At 37.9% G+C, this 19,489-nt stretch carries 12 protein-coding genes; 5 read left to right on the forward strand and 7 right to left on the reverse strand.

Annotated elements, in window-relative coordinates; all coding sequences use genetic code 11:
- Positions 1-18 precede the first annotated feature (18 nt).
- A complete protein-coding gene (purB, locus tag QZ379_RS03675; protein ID WP_291558522.1) occupies positions 19-1,365 on the reverse strand; it encodes an adenylosuccinate lyase in 1,347 nt (448 codons plus the stop codon).
- A gap of 165 nt (positions 1,366-1,530) precedes the next feature.
- On the opposite strand from purB, the gene QZ379_RS03680 reads away from it, so the two are divergent.
- Positions 1,531-1,707 (forward strand): DUF4250 domain-containing protein, encoded by a 177-nt coding sequence (locus tag QZ379_RS03680; RefSeq protein ID WP_291558483.1) that lies wholly within the window; start codon positions 1,531-1,533, stop codon positions 1,705-1,707.
- 70 nt (positions 1,708-1,777) lie between these two features.
- On the opposite strand, the gene QZ379_RS03685 is transcribed toward QZ379_RS03680, so the two are convergent.
- The 5 genes from QZ379_RS03685 to QZ379_RS03705 all read right to left on the reverse strand — a co-directional run bounded on the left by QZ379_RS03685 (position 1,778) and on the right by QZ379_RS03705 (position 9,982).
- On the reverse strand, positions 1,778-3,241 hold the full coding sequence (locus tag QZ379_RS03685; RefSeq protein ID WP_291558485.1) for a DUF1186 domain-containing protein: 1,464 nt from the start codon (positions 3,239-3,241) through the stop codon (positions 1,778-1,780).
- Positions 3,242-3,678: 437 nt separating this feature from the next.
- The gene (locus tag QZ379_RS03690) at positions 3,679-4,218 is read right to left on the reverse strand and encodes a hypothetical protein (protein ID WP_291558486.1); all 540 of its coding nucleotides are present in this window, start codon (positions 4,216-4,218) and stop codon (positions 3,679-3,681) included.
- A 127-nt stretch (positions 4,219-4,345) separates the two neighbouring features.
- Positions 4,346-5,170 (reverse strand): hypothetical protein, encoded by an 825-nt coding sequence (locus tag QZ379_RS03695; RefSeq protein ID WP_291558487.1) that lies wholly within the window; start codon positions 5,168-5,170, stop codon positions 4,346-4,348.
- A 27-nt stretch (positions 5,171-5,197) separates the two neighbouring features.
- Positions 5,198-6,784 (reverse strand): RagB/SusD family nutrient uptake outer membrane protein, encoded by a 1,587-nt coding sequence (locus QZ379_RS03700; protein WP_291558488.1) that lies wholly within the window; start codon positions 6,782-6,784, stop codon positions 5,198-5,200.
- An 18-nt stretch (positions 6,785-6,802) separates the two neighbouring features.
- Entirely contained in the window at positions 6,803-9,982 is a 3,180-nt protein-coding gene (locus tag QZ379_RS03705) for a TonB-dependent receptor (protein ID WP_291558489.1), read from the reverse strand.
- A 310-nt stretch (positions 9,983-10,292) separates the two neighbouring features.
- Here QZ379_RS03705 and QZ379_RS03710 point away from each other — a divergent pair, with 310 nt between their 5' ends.
- The 4 genes from QZ379_RS03710 to QZ379_RS03725 all read left to right on the forward strand — a co-directional run bounded on the left by QZ379_RS03710 (position 10,293) and on the right by QZ379_RS03725 (position 18,195).
- Entirely contained in the window at positions 10,293-11,462 is a 1,170-nt protein-coding gene (locus QZ379_RS03710; RefSeq protein ID WP_291558491.1) for a site-specific integrase, read from the forward strand.
- 414 nt (positions 11,463-11,876) lie between these two features.
- A complete protein-coding gene (locus QZ379_RS03715) occupies positions 11,877-14,771 on the forward strand; it encodes a TonB-dependent receptor (RefSeq protein WP_291558524.1) in 2,895 nt (964 codons plus the stop codon).
- Positions 14,772-14,786: 15 nt separating this feature from the next.
- On the forward strand, positions 14,787-16,208 hold the full coding sequence (locus QZ379_RS03720; RefSeq protein ID WP_291558493.1) for a RagB/SusD family nutrient uptake outer membrane protein: 1,422 nt from the start codon (positions 14,787-14,789) through the stop codon (positions 16,206-16,208).
- Positions 16,209-16,842: 634 nt separating this feature from the next.
- Positions 16,843-18,195, forward strand: coding sequence for an AAA family ATPase (locus tag QZ379_RS03725; protein WP_291558495.1), 1,353 nt, complete (start codon positions 16,843-16,845; stop codon positions 18,193-18,195).
- A 75-nt stretch (positions 18,196-18,270) separates the two neighbouring features.
- Here QZ379_RS03725 and QZ379_RS03730 read toward each other — a convergent pair whose 3' ends face one another.
- Complete coding sequence (locus QZ379_RS03730) at positions 18,271-19,464, reverse strand: site-specific integrase (protein ID WP_291558496.1); 1,194 nt, start codon at positions 19,462-19,464, stop codon at positions 18,271-18,273.
- Positions 19,465-19,489: the final 25 nt, after the last annotated feature.

A 19,489-nucleotide genomic window follows, 5' to 3' on the forward strand; every position in this document is an offset into this window, starting at 1 on the left:
ATATAAATAATGTAAAAATTAAATACCGGTATAATTATGTGGAGTTATAACGCGAAGTTCCTTCTTGATATCCTCGCTCACTTCCAATGTTTCAATAAAGTCTTTGATTGAAGCTTCATTGATAGCCTGATTTGTACGAGTCAGAGCCTTCAAAGCCTCATACGGATTAGGATAAGCCTCGCGACGAAGTATAGTCTGAATAGCCTCAGCCACCACACTCCAGCAGTTATCCAAATCTTCATAAATCTTATGCTCGTTCAGCAACAGTTTGCCAAGTCCCTTAAGCGAGCTCTGGATAGCAATGATAGTATGTCCGAAAGGAACACCTATATTACGCAACACAGTAGAGTCTGTCAAGTCGCGCTGCAATCTTGATACAGGAAGTTTTGACGACAAGTGCTCGAATATAGCATTAGCCACGCCCAGGTTACCTTCAGCATTCTCGAAGTCTATCGGATTAACCTTGTGAGGCATTGCGCTTGAGCCTACTTCTCCGGCTTTGATTTTCTGCTTGAAATACTCCATTGAGATATACTGCCAGAAGTCACGGTTCATATCAATCATTATAGTATTGATACGCTTCATTGCATCAAATATAGCACCCAGGTTATCGTAGTTGGAAATCTGAGTTGTATATTCCTCACGTTCAAGTCCCAATTTTTCTGATACAAATTTATTTCCGAATGCTTTCCAGTCAAATTCAGGATATGCTACATGATGAGCATTGTAATTACCTGTGGCACCACCGAACTTAGCAGTAATAGCGCAAGCTTTCAGAATGTCCAACTGACGGCTCAATCTATATACGAACACCATAATTTCCTTGCCAAGTCTTGTAGGCGAAGCAGGCTGACCGTGAGTCTTTGCCAGCATAGGAATCTCTTTCCATTCCTCAGCATAAGCAGCAAGTTGGTCGATAAGTTTCTGTATTTGCGGATAATACTCTTTCTCTAAAGCATCCTTTATTGACAAAGGTACAGAAGTATTGTTTATATCCTGTGAAGTAAGTCCGAAATGGATAAACTCCTTATATTTTTCCAATCCGCCAAGTTTGTCAAACTGTTCCTTTATGAAATATTCAACAGCCTTAACGTCATGGTTAGTTACGCTTTCTATTTCCTTAATACGCTGAGCATCAGCTTCTGAAAAATTACGGTAAATATCACGCAAAGATTCAAAACGCGACTGGTCGAAACATTTCAACTGTGGCAAAGGTAGTTCGCACAAAGTAATAAAATACTCGATTTCCACCTGTACACGATACTTAATCAGCGCGTACTCAGAAAAATATTCAGCCAAAGCTCCCGCCTTGGATCTATATCTGCCGTCAATAGGAGAAACAGCAGTGAGTAAGTCAAGCTCCAACATTGTTATTCTGTTTTTCTAAATTAATGATCATTAAAACTTTGCAAAAGTAATGCTTTTTCCCGACTTAACCACCCTAATAATGAAAAGTTTAGTAATTATTACACAAAACTACAGAAATAAAGCGTAACTTTGCGGTCGAAAAAATAAAGACAAATAAAGAATATGGAACTACCAAAAGATCCGATGATGCTGTTCAGCCTCATCAACATGAAATTAAGGGACTTCTACCCCTCTTTAGATTCGCTCTGCAAGGATTTAGACCTTAACAAGGAAGAAATAATATCACGTCTGAAAGACGCCGGTTTTGAATATAATGAAGAGCTGAACAAGTTCTGGTGATACACATCATCTCAAAAGGTCTATAAGCCATAGCTTTATATAATCACTATAACTTATAGACCTACAAGAACTAATCTTTCAATAATCTTTTTAACTTCCGATACCTTTCATGGATATCAAAACTATATTCATGCAACAAAGGCTCTTTATCACCTTTTATTTCTTTAACAACCGTTTTAAAGTTTCCGCAACACATTTCATCTACCAATCCGGTATCGTATAGTTTTTTAAGCTCAGGCAAAAGTTCTACTGCTTTCAGATTCATCAAATCATTCGTCATCATACCTATAAGTACCCCATCACAGCATTCACATTTCTCCAATCTGCCATCATAGAACATAAGCAATTCGCGGAACCATCCTATAACTTCATCACGACGCTCAGGTTCTTTCAATGCAATCATGGCAACCGTTTCAGTAACTCTGATTCTTGCATAAGGATACAGCCCCGGCATTTTCATGTACGCCATAAAGTCACCCGGACGGTTCTTGCCAATCATATAAAGGGTTGGAACATACACATCACTCAAGGAGTCACCGAAATGATAATCATAATAATCTGCATTCTGACATAAAGTAAGCAAAACAGTAGGAAGCGAAGCCTCATCACCCAACTCACCCAACAACAGCATGCAATGCAGTATCACAGATTTATATTCTCCATTCCATTGTTCTTCACTAATACCACTATAAGTCTGTCCGGTCTCATACAACACAATGTTCTCCAAATCATCACGAAGTTCATCGTGCGGCAATGCCAATATTCTACTCAAGTCATCGTCCGTAAGATAAACACTCTTTTCCGGACTATACAACATTTCAGCCAACCATTTATGCTTCACATTCAATTCTGCCGGATATTCAGGATGAACAAAACTATAAGCCTCTTCAGGCAATTCAGAACATTTCTTCATTTTCTCCAAAGCAGACATCATATTATCCACAAAAGACAAATCCATGTATTCACTTCCAGGCTTTGCTTCTTTCATACCCGGCAAAAGATAGAAGAAGTCATCCCCTACAGTCTTCTTTAGCACCGGAGCATATTTCGACAACTCGATACGGTCGTTAGCACATAGAAAATGCTTTCCATCCCTACCGAAATCATACTCAATCAGAGGTACTTCATCCGTATCTTCCTCCAATATATATTGCGTAAGTTTGAAAGACTCATCCGGTTGTATTCCTCCTTCTTCAGCAAAAGCAACAGCACCATATACCAAGTTATGTACCTCTTCATATGACACTTTCATCATTAGCGACTTTATATCATTCAACATTTCCTCATACTGAAATTTATCAATACTGAAATGAAAGGAACTATCCTTTACTCCCAAACAATATGTATCTACAACGTAAAAGCCCAAAGTGTATGTACCCTGTGGATGAATTCTTGTCACCATTATCATAGCCTCACCCACATATTTCCAATCGTTCGACATATAACAATCTCCTATTGGCAGACTACGAACTTTGTAGCGTATATACTCACGTGGAGTCATTTTCTTCTGGTTTTGTTCCTTCTTATTTACCATATGTTTATTCCTTTAATTATATATGTAACTAAATCTGTACAAGATTACACATTTTATAAATACCAAACAAGAGTTTTAAAAAAAGAAAAGACAACATTTGACGTTTTTCTTCTATTAAAGAAAGTGACTAATATCATTAAATTCACAAATAACATTCAATGAACGGGTAATGAACGGATAATGAACACAAAATGAATACTTAAAAGGAAGGAAACAGGCACAATTTTCTATCGTTTGACAGCTGTCGGACATATAGACGACAGTTGTCAAACATATAGCTGACACGTGTCAAACATTCATCCGACAGCTGTCAAACAACAACAGACTTTAAGCATTTTTTAATTACATACAAACAGTTTTTGAACAAAACAACAAGCAAGCCCAAAGCAGATTACATGAGCCTGTGAAAGATGTGAAAGTGAAATTACACGTGTTTTTTACCCCTTTATACACGTAAGTGTATTGCTTTTGAAATTCTTCTTCATCATTATAGTAGTGTCACGAGCCTCTATTTCGGAAAGAATCTCATCCTCCACATCCATATCCCTTCTCACATCTGGTTCAACAGCAGCCTTAATCAATCTGTCAACTACAAGCTGTCCCTCTATCTCCAGACCTCTCTCGTCTATCTCCATGATATGCTCGTTATCCTTGAGACGATAAGTCTGGTCGAAAACCCGGAGCAAACGTTCAAGCCTGTTTCGTACCTTACCTTTCAAGTAAGGAATCTGTATTATGATGCTGTCATGAGTCAGACTCTCGATAAACGGATCTGGCACACCGTTCTCTATAGGATTTGAATTATAACCGAGATACTTCCTGCGTACATACACAACAGGTTCCTGAAGGTCGCCCAACTTATGTCCCAATATATAAATAGAAACTATAGGCAGACCGTAGCCTTTAGGATTGACATCCCTGTCGGGAACATTCTTCTTGTCGATATACTGACTTCCCAAGTATTGTCTGAAGCGCAAAGTTTCCTAAAGAGTTTTGCAAAGGCTTTGAAAAAAGAAAACAGCCGATAAACTTAACCTAACGAAGCGTTAATCGTTCACGGTTATATTCATCGGCTGTTAAATCAATTATAAAACAAATAAGGAATTATCGAGAAAATTTTTCTTCTATGTCTTTATATTCCTTCTTATTTTTAGTATCTACAAATTTCATTTTTAGAGTAATAAAACTATCGTCCCATGTTCCTTCACCAGAAACTGTAAGATTCTTAGCTACTTGTGTCTCAGCAACTTTCGCAGTCTTTTTACCACCTTTTTCAGGAGAAAGGGTTATAACCATAAGGTAATCTTTTTTATCCTCAGGATCTGTTCTATATACATTCTTAGTCCTATATATCATTGTGTTCTGAGTACCTTGCTGAATCTGTATAGTTTTATTCACTGCTGTCCCGGCATGATTGTCCGAAAACCAAACAGATGATAAATTCTTTTCCTTAAACTCACCATAGGTATAAGCTCTTGAAATAACAAACAGCTTGCTCATATATGCATCTACAGGTTCTTCTTTGGTATCAAGAACAACATTCACATAATGTTCTATGCCCTGCTTGATATCATTACCCAATGAAACTTTAAATGAAGTCATAGTCTCGCCATCCTTAAAAGTTACTGTAGAAGGGACTGTAATATCATTATTCCATGTAGTTTCTTCCAGTTTCCCCTTATCATTTACTTGCATATATGCAGAGATTAGATTTACTGTAGTTTCACCTTTAGCGTTCTGGCGCACTACATCCACATCGAACGACAGGTCTGTTGCCGTTTCCGAGAAACTCTCTTCCTGCTCATCAATCAGGAAAGTTATACCTTCTGTTGCATTTTCATAAATGGAACGTACATTGTCAGTGTCGCAAGCCGATAGACCGACCATTGACAATGCACTTAGCCCTAATATATATGATTTAATATTCATAATAATTCCTCTTTAATTAAAATGTTATTATTTACTATCTCCGATAGGGTTCTGGTCTTTACTTTGATCCAAAGAAGGATTTCCGTCAAACTCAGACTGTGGCAATGTAAGAACCCAAGCATATGATTCAGGGTCATCTGTCTTACCTATGCTTGTAGCACTTTGTGGCCATCCCATAGCAGTTGTACGCTTGAATCCCTGATGCAAACGGCGTATATCATAGATACGTCCAAATTCTCCCCAAAGTTCTATACGTCGCTGGTCGATGATAGCTTCAAGTAATGAATTTTTTCTATCAGTAGTAAGTTTACCAAGTTCAGTACCAGTAAGGTTTTCCAAGTAATCAACTATTCCATTTTTATCAGTATCTTTATAACCACGTTCTAACAATAAAGTACTCAACCATTTTTTTGCAGTCCCTTCGTTTCCGGAAATATGACAATTAGCTTCAGCTGCAGTAAGATACATTTCTTCAATTCTCATCCAAATGTAATCACCTGTCCACAAGGCACCATCTTTAAACTTGAATTTCTCCTGCTGGTAACCGCCTGATTTATTATTGATATCTTTCGGATTCCACCAACCTTTTTGGGTTTCTTTATTCCATTTTCTGATATCATCATCATCCATAAGGTTATAAAGTTCCTTGTTTATCTGCTTACGTGCAGATTCACCATAAGCTTTCTGGTCGGCATCCATATGTGTGAAGAAACCGGCATAACCACTAGCCTGATCTGTAGATATAGCAGCACCCCAAATTACATTATTTAATGAGACATCATTCATTCCATTTAGGATTTCAGCTTCACCGCCAATTTTATAGCCACCATCTTTAATAATCTCCTCTGCAGCCGCTTTAGCAGTAGCCCAATCTTCCATAACAAGAGCAACTCTTGCCTGAATACCGAGAACTGTATACAAATCAAGATGAGACATTACAGTACGACCACCTGCATTTCTCAGCATTTCTACGGCTTTTGTCAAGTCAGATGTAATCTGATTATAAACATCCTGGACTGTTCCACGAGTTTTACCATCAGTTTTGATGTCTGTAGGTTCAGTGTAAACAGGAACTCCAGGATCAGTTTCGTGCCCTTTATAAGTACGTGCAAATGTCTGAGCAAGCATAAAGTAACTGTATGCTCGGATAGCATATGCCTGTCCTACAACATAATTTTTGTCCTTATCTGTCCCAGTCATAGTTTCTTCCGAAGCAATGATATAGTTCACATTCGAGATCCACTTATAATAACCATTCCATGCTTCATATGGTCTCCATCCCGTAGACGCATATTTATCTTTTACCTTATAAATACAGTCATACCAGAACCAACCGCTACCAGGACCAGACATAATACAATCCTCGCCCATAACATCTGCCATGAGGTTATATGCAGATATACCAAAACATTGATGAGTATTTGCAGCATTAGATACTCCTGGAGTATAAAAAGCCCTTATCGTACCATTAAGCGGAATCAGCGCATTCTGCGCACTGGTCAAAAGTTGGTCACCTGATACAGACGAAGAAGGGTATGTATCAAGTTGGTCACTACATCCCACTGCAGATACAGCAGCCATACCAACAAATATATATTTGAAAATATTCTTCATAAACATTTTTTTTAATCATTAAAAATTAACTTCTACACCCAAAGAGAATGTTTTATTTGGTGCATATGAATAATCTGTCCTACCAGAGAAGCTATACTGTGGATCCATACCGTTCAGATGAGAGAACAAAGCTATGTTATCAAACGAAGCAAACAATCTAACATTATTCATACCAGCTTTTCTCATCCAATTCTGTGGTAAATTATATCCAAGAGTAATATTCTTGATAGCAAAATAAGAAGCATCAACAAGGAAACGATCAGAGCGGGCTGTTCCACCAATTGTAATACGGGGAACATCAGTTATATCACCTGGTTTCTGCCAACGACGCAATGCATGAGAATTCCATGTATTTCCAAGGTACATAGTATTCATAGAACCTTCATACAGATAATCGAATATTTTACCACCGATAGAATATGTAGTAAGAATGTTCAAGTCAAAACCTTTCCAAGAAAGATTTGTGCCTATACTACCATACAAGCTAGGTATACGGCTTCCTAAATAGTACTTACTGTTGTTTGCAGCATTATAATCGCTTGTGATATATTCTTCTGTTATATTTCCTTTATCATCCTTCTTATATGCATAGAACAGTTCTGCACCGGTTGCTGGATCAACACCTGCCGATTTTGGCATATAGAATGTATTAATAGGCATACCTTCCTTGATAGAATATATACCTTTTATAATTTCCGGAGATTCATTTGTAAGTGATAACACCTTATTATTTACAGTAGATCCCATTACAGTAAGATCCCATTTTAAATCGTCGTTCTGAACAAGTGTTCCACTAACTTCAAATTCAAAACCACTATTGCGCATATCACCCACGTTAGCATTATAACCACTGAAGCCACTTGAAGTTGCCATAGGATAACTCAACAGCATATCGGTAGTTTTCTTATTATAGTATTCCGCATTAATACGCAGTCTACTATCAAACAGTGCAGCTTCTATACCAACGTTAAGGTTACCGCTTTTTTCCCAAGTAATATCTTTGTTTTGCAAAGACGAAATCATAGCACCTACATTGTTTCCGTTGGCATAGTCAAATGGATAAAGGCTTTGCCAGGCATAATAGTTAGGAACATAATCATCTACATTTGCATCATAGATTAATATATTATCATTACCCTGCTGTCCATAGCTGACCTTTACAGACAAATTATCAACCCATTCAACATCCTGCATGAACTCTTCCTTAGAAACACGCCAGTTTGCGCCTAAAGACCAGAATGTACCCCAACGATTATCTTTGTAGAAACGCGAAGAGCCATCAGAACGCAACGAGGCAGAGAAATAATATTTTTCATCAAAGTTATAGTTAATACGTCCCAGCCATGATTCTACACGGTAAGTGTTTGTATATGAATCAGCACTCTTCAATGAAGTTCCCGGGCGAAGTTCATAAATTCCGTCAACTAAGTTTGACTTCGCAGCTTCAAGATATGAATACTCGTAAGAATAGAACTCATGTCCGGCCATGATATCTATATCATGATGACCGAAACTTCTGTTCCAGCTTAAAAGTTGATTGAACGTATAAGACAATGTACGGGTGTTGTTTTTGGATATCAAGCCACCGGCCGCAGCCTGATTACCATGATACATGTTCATGTACATCATACGCGACTGATTTCTATAATCAGCACCGAAATTCACTGACAGTTTTATTCCCTTAGCCCATCCGGCATTATCTTTATCGGAACCGAATGTCATGAATGTACGAACACTGGCAACATCATTCTTGATATCAGCCTTATCATCAGTCAAACCACCAAGAGGGTTGAAGTCTGAATACTGAGGTCTTCCATATTCACCATAATCAAGTTGACGGTTACCATTAGAATCTAAAAGATCATTTCCATCAGCATCTTTCAAATACATCGGATATATAGGAGCCATAAACTGAGCTGAATACCATACATTTGAATTAGAAGCTCCATCATAATCGCTAAAGTTCTGTTTAGAAGTAGCAAGAGATGTATTCAGACCAGTTTTGAACCAATCATTAATTTCAGAGTTAACATTAACACGTGCATTATAACGCTGGAAACCAGTATTTACCAATATACCATCTTCGTTAAGATAACCAAGAGAAAACATATATTTAGTTTTCTCAGTACCACCATTCACAGACAACTGATGCTCGTGTCTCAACGCATTTTTCTTCTGAATAGCATCCATCCATGACTCATCCCATGCAGAGACAGCATCAGCATGAACCATACCTGTAGCAGGATCGATTAGTGTATCCCAAGTATAATTCTTGAATGGATTGTAAATTTCAGGATTACTATTACCACCCAAAGATGGTCCTAAATCCATGCTTGCATATGCAGAAGCAGTTTTCCAATCATATCCACCGTTGAATACATAATCATTTCTTATTCCTTCATATGTAAGCTGAACAAAATCCTTCTGACCTACCATATCATATTCTTTCAAAGCACGCGAAGACCATCCGACAGTAGAACGCCATGTAACTTTTGCCTTTCCTTCTTTACCCTGTTTTGTTGTAATCATTACCACACCGTTTGCACCACGAGCACCATAAAGAGCTCCTGCAGAAGCATCCTTAAGGATTGTCATAGATTCAATATCAGAAGGGTTTATAGAAGACATATCACCATCGTAAGGAATACCGTCTACTACGTATAATGGATCCTGCGATGCATTAATAGAGCCATAACCACGGATGATAATCTTCGCAGATTCACCAGGCTGTCCAGAGCCGGAAGTTGTCAGCAAACCAGTAGTCTGACCTTCAAGACCTTTTGAAATATTTGTAATAGGTCTTAATTCCAACTTCTTGCTATCCACATTAGACGCAGAACCTGTAAACGAAGATTTTTTAGCTGTACCGTAAGCCACAACCATAACCTCATCCAAAACCTCCGCATCAGAATGCAATACCACATTCACCACAGGTTTTACTTTTACCTCCTGTGTCTTCATTCCGATAAACGAAACAACCAAAGTTCCGGCCGAACTTGGAACGTTAGTAATAGTGAAATTACCATCGATATCAGTTACAGTACCTACCGTAGTACCTTTAACCAATACAGATGCACCCACTACCGGCAAACCGTCCTCATGAGATGTGACAGTACCTGTCACCTTAGAGACCTGAGCGTTTACCAGACCTATACCGATAAACAGGCAGGTCATTAACAGCATCAATTTTCTTTTCATAAAAATCTCTCTTAAAGTTTAACTTTACATTAATAAAAATTTGTTCTCTCTAACACGTGGCAAAAATAATAATAAAATTTGAATATTTCTCCTTTTTTTTTAGCAAAAAGTCGTTTACGTCGGCTTTTTAACACTTAAATTGACAAATTTCTTCTATAAAAGCTGTCAATTACATGTTTTATATCACAAAAATATCATTTTGACAGTAATCTAAGCTTAAATTACAATTCGACACCTGACAATATCACTTATTTTATTCCTTGAAAGATTATATGATACAATATTTATTATTTATAAATCAAAAAGTATTATGCGGAAAATTTGTTTTAAACTAGTTCTTAATCGTGAAAATAATCTAAATGAAAACACGGCGGCTATGGTGGAAATAGAAGCAAAGCTTCTCTCAGACAAAGTTTACTTGCCTACAAATGTTTTCCTCAAACCTAAGCATTGGAATGTCAGGAAGCAGGAAGTAATGCCTTCACACCCCAATCATGAGTTGGTAAACAGGTTTTTGGAAGAATATTTACTGAAATTAGAGTGGAAAGAACTTCAGATGTGGAAAAATAATACCCCACTGACGCTTGAACAATTAATAAACAAAACTGATATCGAAAACACTGATATAAATGACGGGGGATTTGTGGTTTTTTGCAGGGATTACATCAATACAAGTAGAAAAAGAGACAGTACAAAAAAGAATCTTATGACTACTGTAAAACTCATAAACATGTTTGACCCCGGCACGTCTTTCAGGAGTATAAAATATGAATATATAATGGAATTTGAGAAGTTTCTGACTTCAAGAAATTATAAAATCAACACTATTGTCAAACATATCAAGCATCTAAGAAGTTTTTATAATGAAGCGATAAACCAAAAATTAGTTAAAACCGATGAAGATGCATTCAGAAGATACAAAATGTTAAAAGGTGAGTCGAAATATACATTCCTTCTGCCTGAAGAGCTTCATAAATTGGAAACTCTGTCATTGTGTGGAAAAAACAGAAAAATGCTGCATACGCTTGATGCTTTTCTATTCTGCTGCTATACTGGACTTAGATATTCAGACTTCTGTTCGTTAACTAAAGAGAATCTAATCAATATTGATAATAAATTATGGTTAATGTATAAATCTGTAAAAACAGAAGTCGAAACGAGATTGCCCCTTTATCTTCTTTTTAATGGTAAGGCAATGTCTATTTTAAATAGGTATAGTTGCGACATAGGTTCTTTTTTTAAAATAAATTCCAATTCAAGTATTGACAAGGAACTAAAGAGAATAAAAATGTTGGCAGGTATTAGTACACATATTTCATTTCATACTGCCCGGCATACAAATGCCACTTTACTTGTATATAAAGGTGTAAACATTACTACTGTACAGAAATTATTGGGACATAAGAATATTCGTACTACCCAGCATTATGCTGACATTCTTCCACAAGGTATTGTGAATGATCTAGAAAAGAATGCTTGAAAATTGGATCAATGTTTAATACGATACAGGAAACGACCAGAGTATTGGTGTAGATTATTATATATAATAAGGTATAGTCAATATTGTGAATGTCTCTTTACATGTCAACTTGGTCAGGAATTACAACATAAACAGACAACCAAATTCAGTACATTTCAAGCGTGCGTACATTCGACTTAAAGCGTACGCACGTTCGATTCAAAACGTGCGCACGCTTTACTTGAAACATGCCCACGTTTTTTTTCGATGTACGAGAATGTATGAAAACGTACAATTACGGTCGAATACCCTATGTTTTCTTATAGGCTTGTCTGCCTCCCTGATATTAGTTTTCTTATACAAAACAGAATGTAAAATTGAATGTAATACTGATATTTTTAGTATAGCTAACAAAAATAGGATATTTGTATAAAGATTTATGGAACAAGCGAAAGTTCGGCCGGGACTTTGGTTGTTTCATTTATCGGGATGAAGACACAGGAAGTAAAGATTAAACCTGTTGTTAATGTTGTATTACATTCTGATACTGAAGTTTTGGATGAAGTTATGGTTGTGGCTTACGGTACAGCTAAGAAGTCTTCATTTACTGGGTCTGCGTCTTCTGTTGATGGTGCAAAAGCTTTAAAAGACATTCCGGTGACCTCTTTCGAACAGGCTCTTGCAGGTACAACTCCAGGATTAACAATTAATGGAAGTAGCGGTCAGCCAGGTGCGGCATTGGAAATTCGTGTGAGAGGTACAGGCTCAATGAATGCCACAAATGAACCTCTATATGTAATTGACGGTGTACCTGTTGTATCTGGAGATGTAGCTATCTCTGCGGTTAAAGATGATAGTAAATCTTTTAATGTAATGTCATCTATCAACCCAAGTGATATTGAAAGCATTACAGTGTTGAAAGATGCAGCTGCCGCTTCACTATATGGTTCTAGAGCTGCAAACGGTGTTATTCTGATTTCTACCAAGAAAGGAAAAGCAGGAAAAACACGTATCAACTTTAAAGCAAATTGGGGATTCTCTGACTGGGCAATGAAGAACCGTGAAAATGTAAATGGCACTCAACGTCGTGAATTGACATACGAAGGTGCATACAATGAAGCAATCCTTTATGGTATCCCTGATGCCGATGGGAATTATACTCCTGCCACGGAAGAACAAGCAAAAGCATATGCACAAGCTGCTGCTGATGTATATGCTCCAGACTATAACGAAGATTGGGAGTCTGTATTGTTCCGTAAACACGGTTCTTCTCAAAACTATGAATTCTCTGCACAAGGAGGTGACGAGCGTAATTCATTCTTTGCTTCTCTTTCATATAAGAAAGATCAAGGAAAAGCTAACAATTCCAAAATGGACGGATTTATTGGACGTATTAACGCCACTCACCGTTCTGCAGACAACAAATGGCAGATGGGAGCCAACGTTTCACTTTCTAAGCAGGAGTCACAAGTAGTTTCAGAAGGAACATCTTATGCTAACCCTTTCTTCTTGATTAACTATGTTATTACACCTAATATACGAATTTATGATGAGGATGGAAATTATGATATGTCAAGTCCTATTATTCAGGCTTATTTCCCTAACTCTCATCCCGTAGAAGATTTACAAAAAGACAAAAACAAATCTAATGTATTCAGAAGTCTGAATAGCTTGTGGGCTTCTTATGAAATCATTGACGGATTGACACTTAAAGAAAATTTAAGCTATGATTATGTTGCTAACAAATCATTGACTTATTGGCCTATGGATTCTAACAATGGTGCGGATTTAGAAGGTCTTGGATCTAATTATATTTTGAACCAGCATAATATATATTCTTCAACTACACTGAATTATGTGAATACATTTAATGAGAAACATAATTTGGATGTGCTTGCAGGATGGGATGTAGATGACCGCAGAGTAGAGTATGTAATGGCATCACAAACTGGTTATCCACACAATAAGTTGCCGGAATCTATCAATGCCGCTAGTCCGATGGAAGGTACTGCCTATTATGAGCAAGACCATTTGCTTTCATTCTTATCACGCGTTAATTACGACTTTGACAACAAATATTATTTGTCTGCCAATTTCCGTCGAGACGGAAGTTCTCGTTTGGGAGTTAATGATAGATGGGCGAACTTCTGGTCAGCTTCTGCTGCATGGAGAATGACACAAGAAGAATTTATGCATGATTTGACATGGTTGAATGACTTGAAAATTAGAGCATCTTACGGTGTCAACGGTACTTTGCCAAATTCATATTACAGTCATTTAAGTCTATATGGCTATGGCTATAATTATCAGGATAAACCAGGTTCTGCTCCTGTCTCAGTACCAAACCCTGATTTGTCTTGGGAAAAGAATAAAAACTTCAATATTGGATTTGACGCTCGTCTATTCGACCGTTTAAATGTGACATTTGATTATTATACTCGTCGTACCAGCGATTTGCTACAGGATGTACCAACTTCAATGACAGTAGGTTTTTCTTCAATGCTAAAGAATGTAGGTGAAATGAAAAACCAGGGTGTGGAAGTCGATATCAATGTGGATGTGTTCAAACACTCGCAAGTAAGATGGAATACCGGCTTGGCCTTGTCTCACAACAGTAATAAAGTTACAAAACTATATGAGGGGAAAGACATTATAGACGGAAGCCGTATCACCCGTGAAGGAGAGTCTTATTATTCATGGTGGAGCCGTGAATGGGCAGGAGTTGACCCTCAGACCGGTGAAGAGCAATGGGTTCTGAATACTAAGAATGAAGATGGAAGCATTAATAGAGGATTGACAAAAGATCCTACAGAAGCACAGCGCGTAATCATCGGTAAGCCAGACCCTAAGTTAACTGGTGGATGGAGAAACTCACTTTCATGGAAAGGACTGGAACTGAATATGCTCTTTAATTTCTCTTTGGGCGGAAAAGTTTATGATACATATAGAACAAGTTTTACCGATACAGACGGATATGCAGTTTGGTATAACATGTCAACCGACCAGTTGAACAGATGGCAGAAACCAGGTGATGTGACAGATGTTCCTCGTCGTATTAACAATTATGTATGGGGTAACTATGGTAGTTCACGTTTCATGAAAGATTTGAACTATTTACGTCTGAAATCTTTAAGCCTTTCATATTCTCTTCCACAAAAATGGGTTAACAAGGCACAGTTAAACAATGTACGCGTTTTTGTTTCAGGATCTAACCTGCTTACATTAACTTCATATAAATTCACAGATCCTGAAATGCCGGTAAATGGAATGCCTACATTTGGACTTCCTAACTTAAAGACAGTTACATTTGGTATAGAATTAGGAATTTAATAAAAAAAAGAAACAATGAGAACAACTATACATACTATATTTGCAACCCTACTGACAGGTTCTTTGATGTTGTCTTCTTGTGATGATTATTTAAACACACTGCCAAGTTATTCATTGGTCAGTGACGGAGCAATAACCACGGAGAATGACACAAAAGTCGCTGTGAATGGCCTTTACGAAGGACTCATTTCTGCAAAAGGCTTATACTATTATGGAACGGATTTCATTACTCGACCAGAGGTCGGCGGCGATAATATTCAAACACGAATGAGCGGAGACCGTACCGAAAACTTCTATCGTTTTACTGATAGACAAAATAATGCAAGAGAATCACTTTGGTATGTTCCTTATGTGGTAATCAACCGTGCTAACGTTCTTTTGCAGGCGATTGACGGAGGTGCTGTTCCTATGACAGACGTTACTAAAAATTCAAAAGGAGAAGCCTTGGCCGTTCGCGCATTGGCGCATTTTAACCTCTTGATTACTTACGGTACTCCTTATCAGAAGGACAATGGAGCCTCTTTAGGTGTGCCGGTGGTGACTACTGTGCTTGATGCTGCTGCTTTGCCGGAACGTTTTACTGTAGCACAAGGATATGAAGCTGTTCTAGGTGACTTGAATGAAGCGCTCAACTACATAAGCGAAGAGAAAACATACGGGCACATAAATATTTGGGGTGTAAAAGCTTTGATGGCTCGTGTAAATTTATATAAAGGTGATTACGAAGAAGCTTATAAGTATGCAAAAGATGTAATTGAACATGGAGGTTACAGCTTAGTCCCTAATTCCGAATATGTAGCTATGTGGGGAAAACGTGAGAACAGCGAGTCAATTTTTGATTTAGATTTTTCTACAACAACTTATGGTGGCGCCAGAGAGCTTATTGGTGCTGTTGCTGCTCCAAAGTCGTATGGAGCAATGGTTGCTACCGATGATTTCCTGAATTTGCTGAATGAAGACCAGGCAGACGTACGATTGGGATTGTTAATCGAAGATAAAGAAGGCAAGAAACGTGCTGTAAACAAATACCCTGGACTTGACGGAAATGTTTTTGTCAATAATATTCGAGTTATCCGCTTGTCTGACATTTATTTAATCGGAGCAGAAGCTGCATTAAGGAAAAATACTCCAGACCAAGATTTGGCTGATGAATATTTATATCAGATCAGACATCGTGCAAATTCATCAAATACCAAAATTACAGCAACTCTTGATTTAGTCAAGAAAGAGCGTAGAAAAGAACTTGTAATGGAAGGTCACAGATTGTATGATATTTTGAGAGTTGGTGATACTGTAGAAAGAAAAGGTGGTAGCCATTTCTTGAACGGAGAAGATTTAATTAAAGTTGACTGGAATGATTACAGAACAATTATGCCTATTCCACAAGCAGAAATTGATGCTAATCCTAAAATGATTCAAAATCCTTCTTACAAATAAGGTTTATAGGCTATTATAAACGAGGGATATTCAGTAATGTCCCTAAAAAATATAATGGCATATGAAGTTGGTAAAGTATAATCACTTCATATGCCATTTTTATTGTCATTTTTCTGTATTTTCTCATGTACTCTTATCGGCTATGACGTTCCGGAAGAAGTCTTATGACCTCTTCTGATTTTTCAGTAAAATCATATCTAAAAGCGCAAAAACGAAAAATCATATCCAACAAAACAAAATGTGCCATTTTAACACATTGAAAGAAAAAACGAAATGTGAGGTTTTGCACGACACAGTTAATAGACCGTTCAGCAGCCGTTCACCGTCTTTTTCAAATATGACCGGATGTTCGCCTAAAATAGGCCAAACTATCAAAATTCTCAAAATCACCATATCAATTTTGATTATCCATGCGTTTATGTTATCTTTCCTCTAAAATGATTTACTGTAGAATGTTTCCAAAGGCTTCCATTGCAATATTCATATGAATAAAGGCAATAAAATATTAACCGGCAGCATATTGTTGACGGTAATGTTGTTGTTGCTGCCGAAAAAGTAGAATAAGTGTATTTTATTTTTGTTTTTCAAGTGGAATAAGTGTATATTTGCGGTATCAAATAAATGGAATAAATGTATGCTTGAAAGAAAAATCCAAAAGACATTACAGGATTATTATCGTTTCGGTTCCAACAAGATATTGCTTCTGGACGGGGCAAGGCAGATTGGCAAATCCTTTATAATCAGATATGAAGGGCAAAAGTTCTTTGAAAATTATATCGAAGTAAACTTTTTGGAAGACAAAAACGGTGAAAAGTTGTTTCAGGGAGTAACCTCGACAAAAGATTTCTATCTGAAATTAAGCTCACTGGCCGGTGAGAAAATGGGGACGAAAGAGAACACGCTTGTTTTTCTCGATGAAATACAGGCATATCCGGAGCTGCTTACGCTGCTGAAATTCTTAAAGGACGAAGATCGGTTTACTTATATAGCAAGCGGTTCCTTGCTCGGTGTGACTCTTAACAAGACTCTTTCAAAACCCGGTGGACGAATACAGAAAAAGAAAATGTATCCTTTGGATTTTGAAGAATTCTTATGGGCGAATGGAATAGGAAAGGAAGCAATAGCATATATGCATGAAAAATACTTGAAAGAAGAACCGATTGACAACGCCTTGCACAATAAAATCCTCGACCTGTTTAAGAAATATATGCTTATCGGCGGATTGCCTGATGCCGTGAACACATTCGTCACGACAAACAATATAGTGGCTGTCAGAATGGTACATGACGAGATATATGAATTGTACAAAGGTGACGCATCGCAATATGACAGCGAAAATTCGTTAAAAATCAGACGTATTTTCGACATGATACCTTCGAATATGGAGAACAAGAAGAAGCGTATCCGTTATTGTGACATTGAAGACAAAAAAGGAAAACGCTGTTCGGATTATGATGCCGAACTGGAATACCTTGTAAGTTCCGGAATATCGTTGGAGGTCATCGCTGTTTCAAATCCTAAATTCCCGTTAAGAGAGTCGGAGCAAAAAACATTGATTAAACTATATCTGAACGATGTCGGGATTCTCACAAATATACTATACAAATATAATATCAATGCTGTAATTGCTTCAAACAGCAGCATTAATCTCGGAGCAGTGTATGAAACTGTCGTGGCACAGGAATTATGTGCGCATGATTACACGCTGCGATATTATGACAACAAGACGAAAGGTGAAGTTGATTTTCTTGTAGATGACTACGACACGCTTAGCACCGTTCCCATAGAAGTAAAGTCAGGACAGGACTTCAGAAAGCACAGGGCTTTGGATAAATTCATAATGAATGAAGATTATCACATAAAAAATGCAATCGTATTTTCGAATGACATAAATGTGCAAAGGGTAGGAAAAATAATTTATATGCCGATATATTATGTAATGTTCCTTACGCCAAGTACACCGGAAAACTTTCAGATACCATTGTGACAATTGATGGAAAAATAATTTTCATTTTCATAAAGAGGTAGATTACTGGTAGATTATCATAACTCTACCCGTAATCTACCTTGAAAGAACCGTGTTTTGAAAATTGTTTACATTCCGCTTTTTTGCAGCCGCCTTCAAATCTTTCACAATGGTATTGGATAAAATCTCTGAATATATCTCCGTAGTCTTGACCGATGTGTGGCCGAGCAGTTTCTGCACCGTGGTGATGGGCACCCCTTTATGGATTAACAGAGTGGCGCAAGTATGGCGGGCACTGTGGAACGTCAGATGTTTATTGAAACGAACCATCCTGGATATTTCCGACAAAGCCTTGTTCACTTCCGAATTTGTGCCGATATCAGTAAAATCCGCCATGTCATACCTGTCCAATATATCCAGTGCCTTCCCGTCAAAGAGAAGATGCAGTGGAAGCCTTGTCTCCACCCCTGTCTTGACGGACTTGAAGTGCAGCCATCTCTTACCGTTTACCTTGACGAAATTGCAGCCCTTAAGTTGGGAAAAGTCTGAGAAACGAAGTCCCAGATAGCAACAGAACAGGAAAGCGTCAAGTACGTGGCGGAGTTTCTTGTCGTCAACCCTGAGGCCTTCCAGTTTCTTCAGCTCGTCGGGGGTGAGGAATTCGTGTTTCCCTTTTTCCTGCTTGATCTTGTATTTCCTGAAAGGATAGGCGTCCGCATGGATATATCCCTGGTTGATGGCCTCGTTCACAAGCATACGAAGCTGTTTCATGTGTTTGGCTATTGTATTTATGCCATTGCCTCTCTCACGAAGGTACTGCTCGAATTCTTTCAGGAAAGAGTATGTTATGTCCTTGAAGTCCATTCCTCCACGGAATCCCTGCAGGACTTTGATGGTCGTGGCGATATTGTCCTTTGTGCTTTCTTTCCTGCCGGAATTACTGACATAGTCCTTGGCGAATGCAAGAAAGGTCACATTCACATCCTTCCCCTTTGTCACGGCGTCCTTAAGCAATGAGAGCGTGGCCTGGACACCCCGTTTCCAAAATTCAAGTTCCATCGTCTGAATACGGATGACAAACTCGAACAGCATGGCATTGAGTTCATTGGCGTGCGGATGATTACATACAAGGGAATGGCATCCGTCCCAATGTTCCGGCTTGAGGTAGATGTTTGTTTTAAAATAGACCTTCCTCTTGTCGAGAGATGCTTCGACTTGGACAAGTGCGACGCCTTGCCTATTGAGCTGTTTCTTCCTGTTGTAAACCAGTCGGTATCTTATCTTTTCCATTTTTTCCGCTAAGATACTTTTTTAC

The sequence above is a fragment of the Bacteroides sp. genome (genome assembly GCF_019417265.1).
In the GTDB taxonomy this organism is placed as follows: Bacteria; Bacteroidota; Bacteroidia; order Bacteroidales; family Bacteroidaceae; genus Phocaeicola.

What these genes read in the sequence shown, in the direction of transcription:
- QZ379_RS03680 (WP_291558483.1), top strand. Translation starts at nt 1,531, where the DNA reads ATGGAACTACCAAAAGATCCGATGATGCTGTTCAGCCTCATCAACATG.
- QZ379_RS03685 (WP_291558485.1), bottom strand. Translation starts at nt 3,241, where the DNA reads ATGGTAAATAAGAAGGAACAAAACCAGAAGAAAATGACTCCACGTGAG.
- QZ379_RS03695 (WP_291558487.1), bottom strand. Translation starts at nt 5,170, where the DNA reads ATGAATATTAAATCATATATATTAGGGCTAAGTGCATTGTCAATGGTC.
- QZ379_RS03700 (WP_291558488.1), bottom strand. Translation starts at nt 6,784, where the DNA reads ATGAAGAATATTTTCAAATATATATTTGTTGGTATGGCTGCTGTATCT.
- QZ379_RS03705 (WP_291558489.1), bottom strand. Translation starts at nt 9,982, where the DNA reads ATGAAAAGAAAATTGATGCTGTTAATGACCTGCCTGTTTATCGGTATA.
- QZ379_RS03710 (WP_291558491.1), top strand. Translation starts at nt 10,293, where the DNA reads ATGCGGAAAATTTGTTTTAAACTAGTTCTTAATCGTGAAAATAATCTA.
- QZ379_RS03720 (WP_291558493.1), top strand. Translation starts at nt 14,787, where the DNA reads ATGAGAACAACTATACATACTATATTTGCAACCCTACTGACAGGTTCT.
- QZ379_RS03725 (WP_291558495.1), top strand. Translation starts at nt 16,843, where the DNA reads ATGCTTGAAAGAAAAATCCAAAAGACATTACAGGATTATTATCGTTTC.
- QZ379_RS03730 (WP_291558496.1), bottom strand. Translation starts at nt 19,464, where the DNA reads ATGGAAAAGATAAGATACCGACTGGTTTACAACAGGAAGAAACAGCTC.